This window comes from Streptomyces sp. P9(2023) (assembly GCF_032436795.1).
GTDB lineage: Bacteria > Actinomycetota > Actinomycetes > Streptomycetales > Streptomycetaceae > Streptomyces.
Map to the genome: position 1 here is coordinate 1 of NZ_JAUPWM010000823.1, position 238 is coordinate 238.

General features: G+C 35.7%; 1 pseudogene. It reads left to right on the plus strand.

The window, feature by feature from the left end:
- Positions 1-219 (plus strand): annotated as a pseudogene (locus Q5762_RS39580) (HNH endonuclease); the annotation flags it as partial.
- Positions 220-238: the final 19 nt, after the last annotated feature.

The following is a 238-nucleotide window of genomic DNA, read 5'->3' on the forward strand; positions in this document are numbered from 1 at the left end:
GTCTGTAAATTTGACTTTCAGGAAGTTTATGGAGACATAGGAAGGGGATTTATTCATGTACATCATGAAGTTTCGCTTGCTGAGATCAAAAAAGAGTATTCCGTTGATCCTATTAAAGACCTAAAGCCATTGTGTCCTAACTGTCATGGGATAATACATAGGACACATCCTCCAATATCTGTTTATTCTTTAAAAAATTTGTTACGTGCTAGAAACTAACACGCATATAACAAACGCC